This window comes from Gracilibacillus alcaliphilus, from assembly GCF_016909015.1.
GTDB classification, from domain to species: domain Bacteria; phylum Bacillota; class Bacilli; order Bacillales; family Amphibacillaceae; genus Gracilibacillus; species Gracilibacillus alcaliphilus.
In genome coordinates this window covers 44,183-65,567 of sequence record NZ_JAFBFA010000015.1, presented here as the reverse complement: position 1 = coordinate 65,567, position 21,385 = coordinate 44,183, and the positions used below count along the sequence as shown (strand labels likewise).

The following is a 21,385-nucleotide window of genomic DNA, read 5'->3' as shown; positions in this document are numbered from 1 at the left end:
TATGGAAACAATCTTTTTTGTTTTAATTATTTTTATTGCCTCGGTGTTACAGACAAGTACGGGCTTTGGTTTCTCGATTTTGGCAACACCGTTTTTGTTGTTAATCTTCCAGCCGATGGAAGCGATCCAAATTAATTTAGTGCTGTCGTTAGTGATATCCTGTGCTTTAATTATTAAAATTCAAAAAGACCTGGATATCGGCATTCTTAAACGGTTTATTATCGGCAGTTTGCCCGGTTTGCTGCTGGGGATATATATTTTTCTTGCTATTCAAATCAATAGCCTGAAACTAGCGGTAAGTATTATTATTCTATTATTGACCGTATTGTTGATGTGTAAGTGGCGGCTGCGTCAAAGTAATAAGCGTGATCTTATAGTAGGAGGGCTATCTGGTACATTGACTACCAGCATTGGTATGCCTGGTCCGCCGTTATTGTTGTATTTTTCCGGTACAGATACAACGAAGGAAACGCTGCGGGCTACAACACTAGGTTATTATTTGTTTATTTATTCGGCCAGCTTGGCGGTGCAAGTTCTATTTGCCAGTACCAATCAGACGGTATGGCTGTCCAGCCTTCTTGCCTTGCCTATTGTAGCGGCAGGATTAATTACCGGACAGCTGATGTTTAAGAAAATGAGCGCAGGTTTTTTTCGTCTCTTGACGTATATCTTGTTATTATTTACAGGGATATATTTATTGTTAGAAAGTATCGCATGACTTTGAAGAGAATAGGAGGTTTTTAGATGACAGATTTATTAGCAGGTAAAATTGCTTTGGTTACAGGCGGTTCCAGAGGATTAGGGAAGAGTATTAGTATCGCACTGGCAGAAGCAGGGGCGATTGTAGCGGTGAATTATGCCAATAATCAGGCAGATGCTGAACAAACAGTGGAACTGATTCGTGAGCTTGGCGGCCAGGCTGTAGCGATCCAAGGCGATATTACAGACGAAGAGGCAGTAGATAATCTCGTTCGGCGTGCGGAGGCAGAGGCAGGCGGTACAATAGATATTTTGGTGAATAATGCAACAGGTCCGCAGCCAGAGGTTTCGATTGACGAGAGTACATGGTCTGATTATCTAGACCAACTCGATTTTTTTGTGAAGGCTCCGTTATTATTAACAAAGGCTGTCCTGCCAGGAATGAAAATGAAGAAGTCAGGCCGGATTATTAATATTGGCAGTGAAGTCGTGCAACTAGGCAATGCCCATTTTGCAAATTACGTAACGGCCAAATCTGCTCAAATAGGAATGACACGTTCGTGGGCGAGTGAACTTGGCCCATTTGGAATTACAGTGAACTTAATTAACCCCGGCTTTATCCCTGTCGAAAGGCATGAAGAGGTTGCCGTTGATGTATTGGCACAGTATCAAAACCAAGTTCCTTTACAGCGGATGGGTGAGCCAAGTGATATTAGTAATACGATAGTATTTATCGCCTCCGACAAAGCTAGTTTTATCACCGGACAATCGTTATCGGTTAATGGCGGGAATACGTTTGGGGTGTAGGTAAAAGAGAAAAGGCCATAGCTTAAACACACCAGCTAAGGCCTTTTTCGCTGCTTATCATAAAAAATTTTCTCCTGCAATAGATCGATAGCGTCCTCTACTTTGGCAAGATCCTCCGATGTGTTGTTCTGCATTCGTGCTAGGAAATGATTTTCTATGGAAGCGAAAACCTCTGTCATTATTTTTTCTCCTTGGTCAGAAAGCTGGATATAATGTTTGCGCCGATCATTGGTATTGGTGCTTTTTTTTATTAAATGCTTCTCTGTTAAATGTTTCAGTTCACGACTGGTGTTTGGCATCGACATGTGCATACAATCATTAATCTCGCTGGGTGTGGCAGTGGGATGAACGGCAATATATTCAAGAATCTTATATTGAACAGGTGACAGAGCTGCCGGACGGACTGTTTGCGTCCATTCATGTGTGGTTTGATGAACGGCAGCAGAAAAGGCTACCATTTTATGGAATAGTGATGAATTCTCCATGCATATCCTTCCTTTCCTTACCTAAGATAGCAAATAAATTATCAATAAACAATTATCATTTGATAATTAAAAATAAAACGAGTACTATTTAGTTATCAAAAGATAATTAAGGGGTGCTAATATGAATGTTTTAATCGTATTTACTTATCCTCATCATCGGAGTTTGAATGGATCCTTTTTACGGGAAACAGTCAGAGCTTGTGAAGAAAATCCGAATGTGACTTCTTTCCAAGTGTTAGATCTATATCAAGAAGATTTTGAACCGGCTTTAGTATTTAATAGACAGAAAAGAAGGCGTAATATGCATCTAGATGCCGATTTGGAAAAGTATAGGAAGCAAATAACATGGGCAGATAAACTGGTGTTCATTTATCCGATCTGGTGGGGGAGACCGCCAGCTATGTTATTGGGTTATATTGACCAGCTGTTTGCCGCTAATTTTGCCTATAAAGATAAACGAGGGTTATTTCCGGAAGGACTGCTAAAGGGGAAATCAGCTGTTTGTGTATCAACGATGAAAGGCCCCACGTACTACCCGCTGGTATGGCTGCATAATGCACACAAGATTCTAATGAAAAGAGCTTTATTCCGCTTTGTAGGTATCAAAAGAGTCAAATTTTTTGAGTTTGGAAATATGGAAGAGTTGAACGGAAAGCAAGTCAAGCAATTACAAAAGGTATATCATTATATGAAAAAGATAAATGGAGTGAGCAGAAAAGCCGAGATGCCAAACAGCCAGATGTTATAAATCATCCGGCTGTTTTAAGTTTGTTGACAATCTTAAAACAAAGCACAGTTGTCGATCAGAAAATGCATTTGTTATAATAGAATAAGTCAAGCAAAAAAATGAAAGCCTTAACAAATTTGTGGAGAGGTTGAGATAAACATGGAATTAGGCATTTTAACAGACACCATTAAGCGCCATTCGATTGAAGAGACCTTTCAAGCGATTCAATCCTATCATCTGCGTCATGTCCAATTAGATTTATCGAGTGTAGGGTTGCCAACGCTGCCTGAAAGAATTGATGTGGAGGCGGTAAAACGGATTAATCTTGCAGCAGAAGAATATGATATTAACATTAGTGCGGTATCTGGAACATTTAATATGGCTCATCCAGATGAAGCAGTCAGAGAAGAAGGTTTAAAAAGGCTACAAACATTGGCTGTTATGACTAAGTCTATGGGCAGTCCAATTATTACGCTATGCACCGGATCACGAGATGAAGAGAATATGTGGCGGTGGCATCCAGATAATCAGACAGAAGAAGCTTGGCATGATATGTCAAACTGCTTGGAACAGGCTTTGAAGATTGCGAAGGAGCATGAGATTGTTTTAGCGATTGAAACAGAAGCCTCCAATGTAGTGAATTCGGCCAAACGTTGCAAAGAAATTATCGATCAAATGCAGTCTCCTTATCTCAAAGTGATTATGGATGGAGCCAATTTATTTCAGCCTAATCAATATGATGATATGCAAGGCACGATCCAGGAGGGCTTTGATCTATTAGGTGACGATATCGTTCTTTCTCATGCCAAGGATATTGCTCATGAACCAGGCCTGCATTTTGTTGCAGCGGGAGAAGGGATTCTTGACTATGCTTATTATTTATCTCTGCTGTCACAGGATTATGATGAGATTCCTTTAATTATGCATGGCTTATCAGAAGACCAAATCAGTAAAAGTATCTCCTTTATTCAGGAGCAATTAGGTCGGTTATAAATTTCACAAAAGGTGTAACCTAAGAAAAACCGAGCAGATTTTATGCTGGTTTTTCTTAAGTGTGATTGGAAGTTAAGGGAAATTTGAGAACAAACCTGAATTTTGTTTATAAAAATGAATCGACGCACAGGCAAGAAGCAGCTGTAATTGGATAACTATAAAATTTATATGTTTGATGAACTATTCACATGTAGATAAATTTTCAAACGATATATTTTGTAATGTAAGCTTTTCTCGACCTTTTGTTTGTTACCGATAACAATTTATGATATAATTACTGCAATTCCTATTATGGTGGTTTTGTGACTGATTAGATGAATAAAATTGTCAGAATCATTGTATAACTCTTGCAATCTCTAAATGTTACCGCTATTCTTGGGGTTATAACGTACTTAGAATGGGGTTATGACGAATGGTAACTATTTATGATATTGCAAAATATGCGAATGTATCACCGATGACGGTATCTAGGGTCATTAATAACTCAATAAACATTAAGGCAACCACGAGGGAAAAGGTAGAAAGAGCTATTAAGGAATTAGGCTACATACCAAATGCAGCCGCAAGGAGTTTGACATCTAATCAAACGAAAACCCTAGGGCTTATTCTTACCGATATTACCAATCCATACTTCTCCAAAATCGCCCGCGGAGTTGAAGATGTGGCTGTAGAGAAAGGCTATCGCGTGTTGATAAGTAATACAGATGAGGATAGTGATAAGGAAGTCAATTATATTGATATGATGATTTCTGCTCGGGTAGATGGGGTATTGATCACACCAACGAGTGATAAGACCATTGATCAGGTGGAACGCTTGAGGAAACATAATATTCAGGTGGTGCTGCTTGACCGAACAATTGAAGGGTTTGAAGGGGATTATGTAATCGGTGACAGCTATTTAGGGACTCAACAGCTTGTTCAGCATTTAATTGACTACGGTCATCAAAATATTGCGCTGATTAACGGACCGGCCAATGTATCCACAGCAAGAGAACGTGCCCGTGGTTATTTAGAAACATTAAAACAAAATGGATTAGAAGTCTATGAACACTATCTATCTGAATTGGATTATAAGCATGCCCAAGAAGGTAAGGCGAAAGAGATTCTGAAACGTTTATTAAGTTTAGAGGCAGATAAATGCCCGACAGCTATTTTTGCAGCGAATAACTTTATTGCGGTAAGTGCAATTAGAAGTTTACGGGAGCTTGGATTGAGCGTGCCTGATGACATATCAGTTGTTTGTTTTGATGAGGTAGAGCCTATTGTTTACTTTGACCCGTTTTTTACAGTAGCGGCTCAGCCGGCAATTGAATTCGGACGAGTAGGTATACAGCTGTTGATTGAACGGGTAGAGGAGAAAGAGGCGGGGATAAGGCAGCAAGTCATTTTACCGCCAGTTATCCATATTCGCAAATCGACGATGAAGCGGTCATAGATGAGGGAGAAGCTTTTCGTTTATCATGGTGCAAATGACCTAGAAGAGCCGGCTTATGCGGTAAGAAGCCGGGGATTATGGGAGTGCACCCTGATAAAGCTTGTTTTTATTATAGTTGAAACCGCTTTATTCCCAAAAAACAGTAATATGCTGACAGAGGAGGTAATAAGATGAGTAATGTTACGCAACAGTTAGAGTTATATGCAAAGAAATTGGTAACCTCAGGTTTAGTAGTTGGAGCTGGAGGCAATCTGAGTATGCGAGATGGAGACTATATGTATATTTCCCCAAGCGGGTTTGATCTGCAGGAAATTGAAGGTCCTCAGTGGGTGAAGGTCCATATTGGATCAGGGGCTGTCGAGAGTGAGTTAAAGCCGTCATCAGAGATATTGATGCATTTGGAATGTTTCCGGAGAAGGCCAGATATCGACTCTGTCCTTCATGCCCATCCAAGTTACTCGGTAGGCGTTTCATCAGCTGGACAGGAGATTCCGAGTATGTTTCCGGATTTTCCAGCTATGATTAAGAATGTGAAGTATTTAGAGTATATGATTCCGACCACACACGTGTTGGCCGATGCTGTTGCAGATGTCATAGAGGAAACTGATGTTGTAGTAATGCGTAATCATGGTGTATTAACAGTAGGAACATCGATGAAAGAGGCATATTTTTTTATGCAGTTAGTAGAAGAGGCAGCCAAGGTGTTTACTATATCCAGTACTGTCGGCACGCCAAGACTGTTATCGGATGAAGAATGTGCCGATTTGCGGAATCTGTCCAGTGAAAAATACCGGGCAAAATTGTTAAAAGACACCAAATAACGGAGGGATTGCATGAAGAAGGTGTGGGCTTTTGATATTGGAGCTTCTAATGGCAGGCTGATATTGAACAGCTTTGATGGAGAAAAAATGTATACAGAAGAAATATACCGGTTTGACAACCATCCTGTTCATGTGACAGGGAATGATTATTGGGATATCCTCCATATTTTTGCTGAAATGAAAAAAGGCATGCAGATTAGTTTACAAAAGGGGCATTCCGAAATTGAGAGTATGGGAATTGACACGTGGGGAGTCGATTTTGGTCTGTTAGCCAAAACTGGTGAATTATTAGCCAATCCGTATAGTTACCGGAATCCTCGTAATCAAGAGGCGATGGAAGCAGCCTTACAGCATATCAGCTCAGAGAAATTATTCGAGCTTACCGGAGTAGAAACGGCGCCAATCAATACGGTTTTTCAATTATATGCTATTAAACAGCACTGCCCAGAGCTGCTGGAACAGGCGGATACATTGCTGCTTACACCGAACTTATTGTCTTATTTGTTTAGCGGAGAGAAGTATAACGAGTTTACGATCAGCTCTACAACTCAATTACTTACCTCGGAAGGAAAGCAATGGGCAAAAGATATCCTGACACAATTAGGTTTACCGTCTCATATATTCGCTCCATTAGTGAACTCTGCTACCATATCCGGTGAGACACTACCTGCGATTAATCGAGAATTACATATGGATCCAGTTAAGGTAGTGAATGTAGCAGGTCATGATACAGCAAGTGCCTTAGCAGCCTTACCGTTGGAGGATGACCAATCCATTTTTATGAGCTGTGGCACATGGGTGTTAATAGGTGTACCGATAGAACAAAATGTTACCGATATCAATGCAATGCACTGGGGATTTACAAACGAGGGAACCATAGATGGGCGGTCGCGCTTGCAGAAAAATAATATGGGAATGTGGCTGTTACAGCAATGCCGAAAGGTGTGGGAGCGTCAAGGGATTAAGACTGATTACGCAAAGGAAAATACGTTATTTGCAGAGGCTCCTGCCTTCCGTTCCTTCATCAACCCTGATGATACACAATTTTTTAATCCAGTGAACATGGTAGAAGCGATCCAGCATTATTGTACTGCGACCTCTCAGCCAGTTCCTGAAACACAAGGGGAACTTATTCGCTGTATTCTAGAAAGTCTTGTCCTAAAATACCGCTGGGTGATCGAAAGATTAGAACAACTAACCGGCAAGGAATTAAAGCGTATTCACATGGGAGGAGGTGCTATTCGTAATGAGACATTATGTCAGTTAACAGCGAGTGCAACGTTGCGGGAAGTGACAGCCGGTCCAGTGGAGGCCAGTTCGATTGGAAATGCGATTGGGCAATGGCTGGCTCTAGGGGAGATTGCGTCGATTCAAGAGGCCAGACAGATCGTCAAGAAATCCTTTAAGGTGAACATATATCAACCAAAGCAAGCAGAAGAATGGCAGCAAGCATATCAACGTTTTACCAAGATGTTAATCTCCTAACTTCACAGATCACATGATGAAGACATGGGGAATGATGAATAAAAAACATATTTATATTGTAAACAAGAGGAGGAAGTAATATGTCAAGTCAAAGCAGATGGATTGGAGAAATGCCAAAGATAGGAATTCGGCCAACGATTGATGGCCGGAGAAGAGGGGTGCGTGAATCACTGGAAGAAAAGACAATGGGGATGGCAGAGGCTGTGTCCAAGCTGTTATCAGAGAATCTCCGCTATCATAATGGGGAGCCAATTCAAACCGTGATTGCTGATACTTGCATTGGCGGTGTAGCAGAGGCTTCCATGGCAAAAGCTAAGTTTGATAAAGAGAATGTCGGTGTTACCATTACGGTGACTCCTTGTTGGTGTTATGGTTCCGAAACGATGGATATGAATCCAAATCGTCCGAATGCCATCTGGGGATTTAATGGGACAGAACGCCCAGGTGCCGTTTACTTGGCTGCTGTATTAGCTGCCCATAATCAGAAAGGAATCCCGGCATTTGGTATCTATGGACACGAAGTGCAAGATATCGAAGATCAAAGTATTCCAGAAGATGTAGCAGAGAAGATCCTGCGTTTTGCCCGTGCTGGTATTGCTGTAGCTATGTTGAAGGATAAGTCTTATTTAGCGATTGGTTCGGTATCAATGGGGATTGCCGGAAGTATGGTCAATGAAGACTTCTTCCAAGAATATTTAGGTATGCGAAATGAATATGTGGATTCATCCGAAATCATCCGGCGTGTCGAAGAGGAAATCTATGATAAAGAAGAATTTGAGCAAGCCTATGCCTGGATCAAAGCAAATGGCATTTTCGGCTCAGACATCAATAAGAATAAGAATAAACGAACAGATGAACAAAAAGAAGAAGACCTGAAAATGAACATTAAGATGACATTGATTGCTAGAGATTTGATGGAAGGAAATCCAAAACTTGCTGAAATGGGCTATGAAGAAGAGGCGATGGGACACCATGCTATTGCTGCTGGATTCCAGGGGCAGCGTCAATGGACCGACCATTTCCCGAACGGTGATTTCATGGAGGCTATCTTAAACTCATCATTCGATTGGAATGGTATCCGTGCTCCTTATATGGTAGCTACTGAAAATGATACCTTAAATGCCGTAACGATGTTGTTTGGTCACTTATTAACCAACACGGCACAAGTCTTTGCTGATGTGCGTACGTATTGGAGCCCTGATGCGGTGAAACGGGTGACCAATCATACATTAGAAGGGCAGGCAGCACAAGGAGTGATTCACCTTATCAACTCTGGATCAGCGGCACTGGATGGTACAGGGGAGCAGGAGATAGATGGCAAACCAGCAATGAAACCATTTTGGGATATTACCGAAGCAGAGGCAGATAAGTGTTTGAAGGCGACACAATGGCGCCCTGCCAACACCGAGTATTTTCGTGGCGGCGGCTTCTCCAGCAACTTCCGAACCAAAGGCGGCATGCCTGTGACCATTGCCCGAGTCAATTTGATTAAAGGCTTAGGTCCAGTTATGCAGATCGCAGAAGGCTATACGGTGGATCTGCCAGATGACGTACATGCGACATTAAATGATCGAACAGATCCAACATGGCCGACTACATGGTTTGTACCGAATTTAACTGGTGAGGGTGCTTTCCGTGATGTCTACACCGTGATGAACAATTGGGGAGCTAATCATTGCTCGATCAGTTATGGTCACATTGGCCAAGATTTAATCACGTTAGCATCGATGCTGCGTATACCAGTCAATATGCATAATGTAAAGGAAGAAGGTATCTTCCGGCCAAGTGCATGGAATATGTTTGGCACCAAGGATCCAGAAGGTGCAGATTATCGGGCATGCCAGACCTATGGGCCGCTATATAAATAACAGTGAAAACGGCCATCAATGAGGGTGCACCTTCACATAGATGGGCAGCGGGACTTATTAGAGAGACAGCTCGTTATCTTTTATTGGTACGATCTTAAGACCATTTGCATGGAGTAAAATAAATGGCATCAATGAATCATTGTGTTCATTGATGCCATATGTTATATTTAAAAATGCGCTTAGTTTAGTTGTTGCATAAACAAACTATTCGATGAAAGCGTTATTTGTAAGGGGTTATATACTGAAAAGCAGCAAATGAACAATCATAAGTAAGCGACAGGGCTTATGAGCAAGTGTTATATCTTTTTGCAAGTTTTGAAAAGACGTTATCATCAAAGAAGGGTGTTAGCTATGCAAGCGGGTTAGGTAACGTCCTGTACTAGAAGGAGAATGATGTTTTATGGAAAACAAGGAAGTTTCACTGCTAAGAAGTATGATTCCTTTAGCAGGTTTATTCTTGCTTATTTTATTCGGTGTAATTCTTATGCCGCAACTATTGTCTACAACGGTAGAAGTTACTAATGCAGATGGTGTAACAGAAACAGTGCGGGAACCGGGTCCAATGATGCCATTGGAATTGGTTTTTTTGTTTGCGACGGTAATAAGTGTGCTTAATTTAGCTCATATGGGATATAAATGGGACGACATTCAAAAACATATTGTGAAAAAAGTATCCCAGCTTGTTCCAGCGGCGATAATTTTGTTTTCAATTGGTATTCTCGTAGGATCCTGGATGTTTGCGGGTACGATTCCAATGCTTATTTATTATGGGGTGGATTTGATTAACCCGAACTATATGTATGTTGTTGCTTTTCTGGTGCCTTCTATTTTTAGTGTGTTTACCGGAACTTCCTGGGGAAGTGCAGGAACAATTGGTGTAGTTATTATGGGGATCGCCACAGCGATCGATGCCAATTTAGCGATTGTAGCTGCAGCTGTCATTGGCGGTGCTTATTTTGGTGATAAGATGTCACCGCTTTCTGATACGACGAACATTGCTGCATTGGCAGCAGGTGTACCTTTAATGGAACATATTCGCTCCATGGTGAATACGACTGCACCTGCTTATATTTTGGCTGCCATTACATATATGATTATTGGATTCACTTCTTCTGTCGATACTTCGGCTGCTCAATTAAGCGAGGTAGCGACTTTGAAAGAAGGATTAGCAGCATTGTTCCATTTTGATCAATGGTGGCAGATTGTATTGATTATAGTGCCTGTACTGGTTGTTTTATATGGTTCCTTTACCAAGAAACCTACAGCACCAACTTTAATCGCTTCTTCGATTGTTGCGGGTGTGATAGGCTTATTTGTTCAAGGCTTCAGTGCAGAACACGTTTTTTTAGCGTTGAATTCAGGTTTTGATACAGCTGTTATCTTCCCTGATCTTGATATTGATGGGAACGTTACGGAACTATTAAACCGCGGTGGCTTGTACAGTATGGACAGTGCAGTGATCATTGCGATTATGGTGTTTATTTTTGTTGGTACACTTGACTGTATTAACGCAATTCCAAATGTGATTAATAAAGGCTTCCGTTGGATCAAGAACCGTCCACAGGCGATTGTCAGCTCTTTATTTGCAACGGCGCTTACCAATGGTTTGACATCTAATCAGATGGCGACATCTTTTATTGTTGCAGAGGCATTTGGACCGATTTATAAGAAGTTCAAGATACCTAAGAAGGTATTATCCAGAAGTATTGAAGACTATGGAACCATGCTGGAGAGTTTATTGCCATGGACTGCAACGGGGGTATTCATGTTTGGAGCGTTAGGGGTATCACCATTAGAGTATTGGAATTATCAATTTGTTTCTTTATACGGATTTGTGATTGCGATTATTCTAGCAGTTACCGGAATTGGCTGTTTCTATAAAGAGAACAACAAAGAGGAAGAAGGGAAAGAATGAAAGACAAAACAATGCTAGTTCATTTTTCAGAAGAAGACAGTAAACAAAATCATGGAGCGGTCGTACCGCCTATTTATCAAAATTCTTTATTTGTTTACGAGGATTGGGATGCTATCGATCAGGCTTTTGACGATCCGGTCAATAATTTCCTTTACACAAGAGGGAAGAATCCTAGTGTTTCTTTAGTGGAAGAAAAGCTGGCTAAACTGGCACATGGGGAAAAGGCGAAGCTGTTTGCCAGTGGTATGGGTGCCATTTCTGCCGCTATTTTACACTTTGTCAAGGCGAATGATCATATTGTGACCGTAAGCAATGTATATGGACCGACCAACAATTTTATCAAACACTACCTGAAGGAGAAATGTAATATTGATTCCACCTATGTATCTGGCAAACGGATCGAAGAATTTGAACAGGCCATTCAGCCGAATACAACATTAATCTATTTGGAATCACCATCCAGTGCGTTATTTTCTTTGCAAGATGTGGAGGCAGTGGTTCAATTAGCCAAACAACGAGGCATTCACACAGTGATTGACAATACTTGGGCAAGCCCTATTTTCCAAAAACCGCTGGATTTAGGGGTGGACTTAGAAGTTCACTCCTGTTCCAAATATATAGGCGGTCACAGTGATGTAGTGGCTGGTGTAGTGATTGGCAAGACAGAGGATATTGATCAGCTGTTTTTACATGAAGCGGCCTTACTAGGGGCGAAGATGTCACCGTTTGAATCATGGCTGATTCTTAGAAGTCTGCGCACGTTGAAGATTCGTATGAAGGAACATCAGGAGAATGCTCTGCAAGTTGCCCAATACTTAGAGAGCCATCCAAAGGTGAGTAAGGTACATTATCCAGGATTGCCTAGCTTTGATCAGTATCAGCTTGGGCAAAAACAAATGAGCGGATACTCAGGTTTATTTGCTTTTGAGTTAAGGACAGAAGATGTGTTGGAGATCAAGAAGTTCGTTAATTCTCTGTCTTATTTTAAAATAGGGGTTAGCTGGGGAGGACATGAGAGTCTAGTTTATGTACCAGCGATTAGCTATTTAAAAGAATTGACACCACAGCAGTTTAAGGAAATGGGCATTTCATTAGGAACTGTCAGACTATCGATTGGCTTAGAAGATGCCGAGGATTTGATTGCTGATTTAGATCAAGCGTTAGGGGATTTATAGAATATAAAAAGGGATGTCTATACTAGGTCATCCCTTTTTTTGAAATATCCTTAAGGGACAATCCTTATAGTATCGGATTTAATCAACTAAATAAGCAAAACTTTATAAAGAAATAGGAAAAAGTTAAACGTAAATTCCGGCAATAATATGGCAAGTCAACTAACCTATTATAGGTCATTCTTATCCCTTTTAGCTGTAATAGAAGGGTTTTTACAGAATAAAAGGAATACTAGGAACTATTGACAACGCTTACAAAATGATGTATATTTGCAACTACTTTATAATCTTATTGAATAAAGTGCTGTTATCTGCCATCGCTTATTTCAAGATACAAGAAAGGAGGATCTGATAAGTATCTAGCACAAGTCATAAGAGAGAAATAACCCCCTGCCAATGAAATCCTTGCTTTTACACATAATCAAAACATCTGTCATGATTGATGCATACATAACTACCATTCAGACAACCCTTCTGTCAGTTTCACAGGATTGCCTAAGGCATGACTCGAAGGACAGACCGCATCATACAACACAAAGAAACTTTTTCCTGTAACAACGATAACATACAGCCGCTATATAGAAAGATACAGTTTCCTTCATTAATCTAAGGAGCAATCGTTTTTAAACCTCTCTCTTTAGACCTTTTATGAACTCCAACAAATAGAAGTAGGGGAGATAGAAGCTGATATCCCCGCAAACGGCTGTTGGTCTCCGGCGCTCTTACTCAGATGTTATTCTTTATTGGAATGGGACTGATTAGCAATATTCATGTGATTATTGCCTTGCAGGTGATAAGTGCCTTCTATGTTGGTGTTATGTTTATTACCTTACTGCTGTATGTGCAGGATAGCTTTAAAGGGAGGGAGGGATTTTCATCTTCCTTGTATTTTAGTTCACTGAATTTGGCTTCGATCGGCAGTACCGCCCTAGTAGGGGTATTCCTGTTACAGTTTTCTTTTCAGCAATCCTTTTTATTACTAAGTATTTTTCCTTTCTGTTCCGTCTTTCTGATTCTTTATTTAGATAAATGGCGGGAACGGACGAATGAGGTGGAAGAAGAGGAGCTGGCTTGACGGTCACGGAGATAGACGAAAAAAAACAGTACAGCCTGTTTCGACTGTACTGCTGGGTTATTCCGTTAATTCTATAAAGGTGTCATTCTCGTAAACTGGTTCAAATAATGGATCACTGTAAGCTATATCTCGTAAATCTATATTTAGTTCAATAGCTTCTTCCAGTTTAGCTAATCCTTCTTCGATCTCGCCCTGTTGAATCAGTGCGGTGCTCTGACCGTAGTAACCGACACCTTCATCAGGGAATGCTTCTGTCATTTCGGTATAGAAAGCTTCTGCTTCGTCTAATTGACCAGCATAGATTAACATAAGTCCTTTATAATCCAGGTTATCTATTTGCCGCTCCGGTTCCAGTTCAATCAATTGATCAATATAAGGAATGGTTGATTCAAAGTTTTCTAATATATCATTTGCATAAACAATATATCGAATGGCATCCACATCGTTTGGAAATATGTCTAAGTATTGTTCTAAGTAAGGAATACTATCTTCAAATTCTTCTAAGAAATAAAGTGTAACTCCTTTGCCATATAAGCCATAGGGTGTAGTCGGGTCGATTTCTAATGCCTTATCATAATATTCCAAGGCCTTTTCGTCCCTTTCCAGCATCGAGTGGGCATTACCCATATTAATAAATTGTTCTGGTTCATTTTCGCTAATGTCAATCGCTTTTTGAGCGGCAACAATGGCTTGCTCATATTCTCCTAATTCATTTAGGGATAAAGCTAAATTTGTATAGGCACTATCTGATTGGTCATCGATCTCGACAGCTTCTTCTAATGTTTTTTGAGCTTCTTCGTATCGTTCCAATTCATTGAGGATGTATCCTTTTTCGTTTAATAAGTAGGCGTCTTCTGGATAGTCTTCCAGCCTCTGATTTATATCTGCTAAGGCTGTATCAAATTGTTCTTGTGCATACCAGTTATCATACTCATCTCTTGGAAAGGAAGTATCGGTCGAGGATAACAGACTGCAGCCTGTCATCAGAGCAAGTAACGCTGCACATAAGATTAATATTTTTGTTTTCATGTTTCCCCCTTGGACTCCTTGTATATTGTTCTTTGATAGAGAACTGTATCAATTGTAATATAAATGTAACATAAAATGAAGACTATTTATCAAAATAGTAAAATAGTATGATCATTCATTCTTAATTGTAATGAAAATTTAATAATTGATTGGAAGGGTGCTTGTGATAAGGAAGAGATTGTCGTAAACTGTCTCAGAAAAGAAATATGCCATGTTAAAATGGGCAGAATTTATTATGATAAACTTATAGATAACAAGATAGTTTTGTAATTGAGTAGAGGAGGTCCCTTTTTGAAAAAGCAGCGTACAGGAGACTTAAAACTAATCCAACAATTAAATGAATCTGTCATTCTAGAAATGATTAGAGATCATGGTCCTATCTCGCGGAGCCAGATTGCTAAGGAACTCGGTATCAGTCCAACTACTGTTACTTCTGCAGTTAATCTGCTGATGGCAAAGGATCTCGTAACAGAGGATGGTATAGGGATTTCCAGCGGAGGCAGAAAACCAGTCCTGCTGCGATTTAACCCAACTGCTCATTCGATCATTGGCGTTGCCGTTACTAACACGAAAATTGCCATTGCCGAACTCGATTTGAACGGGAATGTAAAACAGCGTGAGGATCATGATACCCATAATGCACGGGGTAATGATATTGTGGAGTTATTGCTGGAGAAATTGGAGCGATTTGTACAGAAGCATCCTAATTTGCTGCACTGTCAAGGTATTTCTGTAGTCCTGCCAGGCATTGTCGATGCGCAGCATGGGGTGGTTTCCTACAATTCCAAGCTCAACTTATTTAATGTACCGTTAGTAAAATTAATTGAAAAGAAATTGGGTATCCCCACATATATTGATAATGATGCGAATTCTTATGTACTGTCTCATTATTACTTTGGCTCATCTGCCAAATATAAGAATTTAATCTATATTACCATTGGGGAAGGTATTGGTTCTGGCATCATGATCAATGGTCAAATATTTAGGGGAAGTAATGGAAGTGCTGGAGAGATCGGTCATACGTCAGTTGCACCAGATGGGGCAGTTTGCGAATGCGGCGGTCAAGGCTGTTTAGAAAGTTATGTGAGCTGGCCTGTTATTTATGGGAAGATTGTATCCGCTGTTATATCCAATTCCACGCCAACCCTTATTCCAATGATGACAAATGGTGACATTAACCAAATAACTCCTGCCATATTTTTGAAAGCGCTTAAGGAGGGTGACCAGTTATGTGAGAATATTATGAAGGAAATGGTGCGTTATTTGTCAACAGCGATTAAGGATTATATTCATCTGTTTGACCCGGAGGCCATCATTTTGAGTGGCAGTATCGTTCAAGATAATCATCAATTAATAGAACAATTACAGGAGGAAGTAGCGAAAAAAGTAATTTCTAATTTGCGGAGTAAGGTCAATATTCAATTATCACCTGTAGGCAGCGAGAAACGTATGCTTGGCGCGGCCGCTATCCTCTTTCATAATAAGTTTAAGTTTAGGTTATCGTGAATATACACTGCCCAGGCAAGACGATAAGGTTCATGGGGAGTACTCGTAAGAAAAAATCTGTTATCTTTCCTTAGCTGGCTGTTGATAATCATTTGCAATTTTTGCTGTGGTATGAAAACAAGACGAAGTTCTTGGGAGGAGATAGAATGGGAAAAACCCTACACATCGTGCTTTTAATCGTGATATCAGCTGTTATACTGGCAGGCTGTGGGACGAATACAGGAAGTGATGACAATACCCTTGAAGTAGCCTTATGGGATGAGAAAATAAGCGGGGCTGTGGATGCCTCTATCGAAGAGTTTAATAAGGAGCATCCCGATGTCGAGGTAAAAGTAACCTATACACCCTATGCCAATTATTTTACCAAATTAAGAACGAGTTTGGGAGGCGGCAGCGGTCCGGACGTGTTCTGGATGAACGGTCCTAACTTCTACGAGTATGCGACGTTCGGGTTAATCAAGGACTTGGAGCCGTTTATTGAAAAAGATAGTGAGTTTTCGAAGGATGTCTACTTTGACTCGGTGATTGACTTATATTCGCATGAAGGACACTTGTATGCAGCCCCTTATTTCTCCGATATTGTTGGTTTATTTTATAATAAACGCCTTTTTGATGAGGCAGGCTTGGACTATCCGGATGAGACATGGACATGGGACGATATCAAGGAAAAAGGAGAACTACTCACGAATAAAGAGGCAGGAATATACGGGTATTCAGCAAGTGTGGTAAGCAATCAGGCTGGTTATTATAATCTTATTCCACAGGCTGGAGGATATATGATCAATGAGGAGAAAACAAAGTCTGGCTTTGATTCTCCCGAGACAAGAGAGGCGCTCCACTTTGTGAAAGATTTAATCGATGAGGGGATAGCCCCAACGGTGCAAACACAAATCGAGTCTAATCCACGTGACTTGTTTATGTCAGGGCTGATAGCTATACACCCTGAAATATCAGTAAATGCAGAAATGTTTTACAGTGAACTGGGAGATGATTTGGGAGTAGCTCCATTACCAGCTGGCAAGGAAGAAGCAACGATCACACACGGGATTGGCTGGGCGATGAACGGAGATACCGAAAAAGAAGAGCTGGCCTGGGAACTGATTAAGCATTTAAGTGGAGAAAAAGGTAATCAATTTATCGCAGAAACAGGATTCAGTATCCCGGCACAAGAGGATATGAGTGATTTATGGGTTGAATCGATACCAGGATTAGATTTGCAAGTGTTTATTGATGCACAAGAAGTGGCTTACCCTTACCCATTGTCGCAAAATACGATACAGTGGCAGGATATTGAGCAAGCTGAAATTCAAGGAGCCTTCTTAGGCTATAAATCGATAGACGAAGCCTTAGATAATGTGGCTAAGGAAATGAACTTGATCTTAGACACAGAGCAAATAGACTAAATCGACCATTTTTTCTATAAGAGGATGTTTTGAGAGCCCGGACTATAAGATTAGTGTGCAAAAAAATTGATCGGGCTTTTTGAACAACTATGGAAGGGAGTTTCTAACGGATGAGTAATGCAAGTGCGCTTACAAAGCCGAAATGGAGCAAACGAAAGCGGAAGGAAGCACTGTGGGCCTATCTATTTATTGCCCCGACGCTTTTAGGGCTTTTCGTTTTCTACATGATGCCTGCCTTAGCTTCATTTGGGTTGTCGTTTACCAATTGGAACGGAATTACCCCGCCACAGTTTATCGGATTAGACAATATTGTTCGTCTATTCCAATCAGGTTCTTTCATAAGGACGCTGATTAATACGTTTGTGTTTACGGTTGTTTCCGTACCGATGGCCGTGATATTAGCCACTGGAATTGCGGTGCTGCTGAATCAGAAAATTAAAGGGATGGTAGTGTATCGAACGATCTATTTCCTGCCGATGGTGACCATGCCAGTTGCCGTTGGAATGGTATGGAAATGGCTTTATAATACGGATTACGGGCTGCTTAATTATTTATTAGGTTTACTCCATTTACCTCAGCCTGCCTGGTTGTTTAACCCTAATATTGCGCTATTGTCGGTTATTGCGGTCTATGTGTGGATGACCGTTGGGAATAACATTATCTTGATCTTGGCGGGTTTGCAAGGAATCTCACAAACCTACTATGAAGCAGCACAAATTGATGGAGCCTCGAAATTCAAGCAATTAATCAAGATCACGATTCCCTTATTAACACCCACCTTATTCTTTGTGTTTATTACGGGAATGATCAGCTCCTTGCAAGTATTCGACTTGATTTTTATCATGATTGGAGATAGCCATGTTTTACTAGAGCCATTGCGTACGCTTGTATACGGAGTCTATGAATCTGGATTCGAGTATTCGCAAATGGGTTATGCTTCTGCCCAGGCATTCTTATTATTTCTGGCGATACTAACCGTTACCATTGCTCAATTTGCATTCCAAAAGAAATGGGTGCATTATGATGGATAAGGAGGCAAAGTATGAATAAGAAGTGGCTGATTCATTTGATGCTGATTGTCGGTGCGGTAGTTATGATTACCCCATTCCTTTGGATGGTACTTACTTCCATGAAATCATTTGGGGAAGCGATGCAAGTACCGATCACCATCTTACCCCAAGAATGGTTACTAGAAAATTATGCGGAAGTATTTGCAAGTGTCGATTTGTTAAGGTATTACTTTAATACTTTTGTTGTTACACTAGGAAGAACCTTGGCTCAAATTGTTCTATGCTCATTGGCAGCTTTTGCCTTTGCGAGAATGGACTTCCCTGGAAGGAATGTGCTGTTTATTCTCATCTTATCTGTATTAATGGTGCCCATGCAAATAATTTTGATTCCAAATTATGGTATTTTGACTGCGCTAGGCTGGATTGATACCTTTTATGCCTTAATTGTTCCCGGCATGTTTAGTGCCTTTGGTGTCTTTTTATTAAGACAATTTTTCATGGGAATCCCGAAAGAATTAGATGAGGCAGCAACGATTGATGGCTGTTCTTACTTCGGTATTTACTGGAGAATTATATTGCCTAATGCTACACCAGCGTTAATTGCCTTAGGTATTTTTACTATTTTAGCTTCATGGAATGACTTCCTATGGCCATTAGTTATGACGAACTCTGAGGAAACGAGAATGCTGTCAGTTGGTATTTCGTCGTTTCAAGGTCAATACTCTACGAACTATCCTTTGTTAATGGCAGGGGCTGTATTGTCTACCATTCCAATGCTGATTATCTTTGTTATTTTACAGAAGCACTTGGTTTCAGGAATTGCCTTACAAGGGGTTAGAAGATAAATTTAAGAAAGAGGTGCAGGAGAAAAATGAATGCTTTAGTTTTAGGTGCAGGGACAATGGGAAATGCCCATTCCGCTGCCTATGCGAAAATGGAAGGTGTAAGATTGTGTGGCATTGTCGATGTCAATGAGGAGAAAGCCAAGCAGCTAGCTGATAGGTATGGTACACAGGCTTTTACATCCTATCAAGAGGCGAAACAGCAGATTGCTGCTATTGATGTGGTATCTGTCTGCTTACCGACGCCGCTACATAAAGAAATGGTGATGCAGGTAGCGGAAGATAAATCTCATATTGTATGTGAGAAACCATTAGCCCGTCATCTGGATGACGCCAGGGAGATGATCCAATACTGTCAACAGCAGGGTGTTCGTTTATTTGTCGGTCACGTGGTGCGTTTCTTCCCTGAATATGTGCAGGCGAAACAAGTGCTGGATACGGAGAAAATTGGCCAGCCAGTAATAGCAAGAACGACGAGAGGAGGTGCCTTCCCTCGTGCCTCCAATGATTGGTATGCCAATTTTATCAAAAGCGGAGGGGTTATCTTAGATACGGTTATTCATGACTTTGATTTTCTAAGATGGTGTTTTGGGGACGTAGAGCGTGTCTATGCTAAAACAAGCAGGGGCAGAACAGCTGGCAGCATAGAGTATGCTTTGATTACACTGCGCTTTGAGAATGGGGTAATCGCCCATGTAGAAGGTACTTGGGCGCATCAGACGTTCCATACAAAATTAGAAATTGCCGGCAAAGACGGGATTATCCAACATGATAGTTCTGCTGTGAATCCTGTCGTTTTAGAGAAAAAGGCTCAAGCCAATGAGGCAGCTGGCGTGGCAGTTCCATCCAGTCCGTCGAAAGATAATCCATATTTCTTAGAGATTGAGCACTTTATCGAGTGCATCAAAGAGGATAAAGAACCAATTGTTACAGCAGAAGATGCCTATAAGGCAATGGAGATTGCACTGGCCGCTTTGGAATCCATTGAAACAAGAAAGCCGGTCTATTTGACACATTCTACAGATTTGGAGGGAGTAAGATGAAAGTAGGGATCATCAGTTTTGCCCATGGTCATGCTAATGGTTATGCTAATGCCTTAAAACAGATAGATGGTGTGGAGTTATATGGTATTGCAGATGAAGAAGAAGAGCGAGGAAGACAAGCAGCTGATCGATTTGGCAGCATCTATTTTGCAGATTACCAAGACTTATTAAAAGAGCCGATAGATGCTGTGGTAGTTACCTCAGAAAATCAAAAACACCTGGAGCATGTAAAGGCTGCCGCAGAACATGGTAAACATATACTTTGTGAAAAACCGCTATCTTCTAATGTGCAAGATGCAGAGGAAATGATTAGGGTTTGTAAGGAAAAAGGCGTTATTTTGCAAACGGCATTCCCTGTCCGTTTCAATACACCGATTCAACACGCGAAAAAAGTAATCGATTCTGGTGAATTGGGTAATATTGTTGCTATTAAAGGCACTAACAGAGGTACCAATCCAGGAGGCTGGTTTGTCCAAAAAGAAAAATCTGGTGGTGGAGCAGTTATTGATCATACCGTTCATGTGGTCGATATTATCCGCTGGTTTACCAAGGCAGAAATAGTGGAAGTCTATGCAGAGATAGATGATAAATTGTCTGATTATGAGATAGACGACACAGGGCTTTTGACAATGGAATTCGATAATGGCATGTTTGCTACCTTAGATTGCAGCTGGTCACGGAATAAGAGCTTTCCTACATGGGGAGATGTCACGTTAGAGATAGTCGGCACTAATGGCACCTTGTCTGTAGATGCCTTTGCCCAAAAGATGGATGTCTATCATGAAGACGGCGTAAATTGGAGCTTCTGGGGAGACAATATGGATCAAGGTCTGGTAGAAGACTTTGTTCAAACCGTAAGAGTGAAGGGCCGCCCGTCTATTAGCGGAGAAGATGGTTTAAAGGCGCTAGAGGCGGCCATGGCAGCTTACCAATCATCTGAGCGTAAGGAAGCAGTAGCGATTAAGGATTTATAATACTTTTGTCAGTGCCAAAATAAAGACAGCCCTGCACCTTGATAATTGGTGTGGGGCTTGTTTTTTGAATCAGGAGCATGAGTAACTTATACTAAC

18 protein-coding genes and 1 pseudogene are annotated in these 21,385 nt (G+C 40.9%); 17 read left to right on the top strand and 2 right to left on the bottom strand.

Annotated features, from left to right (window positions below; genetic code table 11):
* Position 1 precedes the first annotated feature (1 nt).
* Complete coding sequence (locus tag JOD18_RS12460) at positions 2–718, top strand: sulfite exporter TauE/SafE family protein (RefSeq protein ID WP_204669362.1); 717 nt, start codon at positions 2–4, stop codon at positions 716–718.
* 26 nt (positions 719–744) lie between these two features.
* Positions 745–1,506 (top strand): SDR family NAD(P)-dependent oxidoreductase, encoded by a 762-nt coding sequence (locus JOD18_RS12455; RefSeq protein ID WP_204669361.1) that lies wholly within the window; start codon positions 745–747, stop codon positions 1,504–1,506.
* A gap of 35 nt (positions 1,507–1,541) precedes the next feature.
* Here JOD18_RS12455 and JOD18_RS12450 read toward each other — a convergent pair whose 3' ends face one another.
* A complete protein-coding gene (locus JOD18_RS12450; RefSeq protein WP_204669360.1) occupies positions 1,542–1,991 on the bottom strand; it encodes a MarR family winged helix-turn-helix transcriptional regulator in 450 nt (149 codons plus the stop codon).
* 121 nt (positions 1,992–2,112) lie between these two features.
* On the opposite strand from JOD18_RS12450, the gene JOD18_RS12445 reads away from it, so the two are divergent.
* The 9 genes and pseudogenes from JOD18_RS12445 to JOD18_RS12405 form a co-directional block, all read left to right on the top strand.
* Positions 2,113–2,739 carry an NAD(P)H-dependent oxidoreductase gene (locus JOD18_RS12445; RefSeq protein ID WP_204669359.1) on the top strand — a complete coding sequence of 209 codons (627 nt, stop codon included), beginning with the start codon at positions 2,113–2,115 and terminating at the stop codon, positions 2,737–2,739.
* Between the two features lie 138 nt (positions 2,740–2,877).
* On the top strand, positions 2,878–3,711 hold the full coding sequence (locus JOD18_RS12440) for a sugar phosphate isomerase/epimerase family protein (RefSeq protein WP_204669358.1): 834 nt from the start codon (positions 2,878–2,880) through the stop codon (positions 3,709–3,711).
* Positions 3,712–4,123: 412 nt separating this feature from the next.
* Positions 4,124–5,146, top strand: a complete 1,023-nt coding sequence (locus tag JOD18_RS12435) for a LacI family DNA-binding transcriptional regulator (RefSeq protein ID WP_204669357.1) — start codon at positions 4,124–4,126, stop codon at positions 5,144–5,146.
* Between the two features lie 170 nt (positions 5,147–5,316).
* Positions 5,317–5,967: a class II aldolase/adducin family protein gene (locus JOD18_RS12430; RefSeq protein WP_204669356.1), complete on the top strand. Its 651-nt coding sequence runs from the start codon at positions 5,317–5,319 to the stop codon at positions 5,965–5,967.
* A 12-nt stretch (positions 5,968–5,979) separates the two neighbouring features.
* Positions 5,980–7,452 carry a rhamnulokinase gene (locus tag JOD18_RS12425; protein ID WP_204669355.1) on the top strand — a complete coding sequence of 491 codons (1,473 nt, stop codon included), beginning with the start codon at positions 5,980–5,982 and terminating at the stop codon, positions 7,450–7,452.
* An 80-nt stretch (positions 7,453–7,532) separates the two neighbouring features.
* Entirely contained in the window at positions 7,533–9,320 is a 1,788-nt protein-coding gene (locus JOD18_RS12420; RefSeq protein WP_204669354.1) for an L-fucose isomerase, read from the top strand.
* Between the two features lie 400 nt (positions 9,321–9,720).
* Positions 9,721–11,235: a Na+/H+ antiporter NhaC family protein gene (locus JOD18_RS12415; protein WP_204669353.1), complete on the top strand. Its 1,515-nt coding sequence runs from the start codon at positions 9,721–9,723 to the stop codon at positions 11,233–11,235.
* Entirely contained in the window at positions 11,232–12,410 is a 1,179-nt protein-coding gene (locus JOD18_RS12410; protein ID WP_204669352.1) for a trans-sulfuration enzyme family protein, read from the top strand. The genes JOD18_RS12415 and JOD18_RS12410 overlap by 4 nt, the downstream gene beginning before the upstream one ends.
* 697 nt (positions 12,411–13,107) lie before the next feature.
* A pseudogene (locus tag JOD18_RS12405) lies at positions 13,108–13,482 on the top strand (MFS transporter); the annotation flags it as partial.
* Positions 13,483–13,539: 57 nt separating this feature from the next.
* Here JOD18_RS12405 and JOD18_RS12400 read toward each other — a convergent pair.
* Complete coding sequence (locus tag JOD18_RS12400; protein ID WP_204669350.1) at positions 13,540–14,511, bottom strand: tetratricopeptide repeat protein; 972 nt, start codon at positions 14,509–14,511, stop codon at positions 13,540–13,542.
* 291 nt (positions 14,512–14,802) lie between these two features.
* On the opposite strand from JOD18_RS12400, the gene JOD18_RS12395 reads away from it, so the two are divergent.
* The 6 genes from JOD18_RS12395 (at position 14,803) to JOD18_RS12370 (ending at position 21,289) form a co-directional block, all read left to right on the top strand.
* The gene (locus tag JOD18_RS12395) at positions 14,803–16,017 is read left to right on the top strand and encodes an ROK family transcriptional regulator (RefSeq protein ID WP_239588099.1); all 1,215 of its coding nucleotides are present in this window, start codon (positions 14,803–14,805) and stop codon (positions 16,015–16,017) included.
* Positions 16,018–16,163: 146 nt separating this feature from the next.
* Entirely contained in the window at positions 16,164–17,420 is a 1,257-nt protein-coding gene (locus tag JOD18_RS12390) for an ABC transporter substrate-binding protein (RefSeq protein ID WP_204669349.1), read from the top strand.
* 110 nt (positions 17,421–17,530) lie between these two features.
* Positions 17,531–18,451: a carbohydrate ABC transporter permease gene (locus JOD18_RS12385; protein WP_204669348.1), complete on the top strand. Its 921-nt coding sequence runs from the start codon at positions 17,531–17,533 to the stop codon at positions 18,449–18,451.
* A gap of 11 nt (positions 18,452–18,462) precedes the next feature.
* Positions 18,463–19,275: a carbohydrate ABC transporter permease gene (locus JOD18_RS12380; protein WP_204669347.1), complete on the top strand. Its 813-nt coding sequence runs from the start codon at positions 18,463–18,465 to the stop codon at positions 19,273–19,275.
* 26 nt (positions 19,276–19,301) lie between these two features.
* Positions 19,302–20,315 carry a Gfo/Idh/MocA family protein gene (locus JOD18_RS12375; RefSeq protein ID WP_204669346.1) on the top strand — a complete coding sequence of 338 codons (1,014 nt, stop codon included), beginning with the start codon at positions 19,302–19,304 and terminating at the stop codon, positions 20,313–20,315.
* Positions 20,312–21,289, top strand: coding sequence for a Gfo/Idh/MocA family protein (locus JOD18_RS12370; protein ID WP_204669345.1), 978 nt, complete (start codon positions 20,312–20,314; stop codon positions 21,287–21,289). The genes JOD18_RS12375 and JOD18_RS12370 overlap by 4 nt, the downstream gene beginning before the upstream one ends.
* The last annotated feature ends 96 nt before the right edge of the window (positions 21,290–21,385 follow it).